This window comes from Halioglobus sp. HI00S01, assembly GCF_001635445.1.
Lineage (GTDB): Bacteria > Pseudomonadota > Gammaproteobacteria > Pseudomonadales > Halieaceae > Halioglobus > Halioglobus japonicus.
Map to the genome: position 1 here is coordinate 1 of NZ_LWEE01000415.1, position 219 is coordinate 219.

Consider the following 219-nt stretch of genomic DNA (forward strand, 5'->3'; position numbering starts at 1 on the left):
GTCTTACCCACACCGGGAGGTCCTACCAGGCACAACACGGGGCCTTTGACCTTGCGCACCCGCTTTTGGACCGCCAGGTACTCGATAATCCGGTCTTTTACCTCGTCGAGCCCATAGTGATCCTCATCGAGAATCTTGGTGGCGCGCTTCAAGTCGTGCTTGACCTTGCTGCGCTTGGCCCAGGGCACGCTTACCATCCAGTCGATGTAGCTGCGCACC

The 219-nt window shown here is 58.9% G+C and carries 1 protein-coding gene; it reads right to left on the reverse strand.

Annotated elements, in window-relative coordinates; genetic code table 11:
* Positions 1-219 (reverse strand): hypothetical protein (locus tag A3709_RS22400; protein WP_156507912.1); only part of this gene is annotated, 219 nt, incomplete at both ends.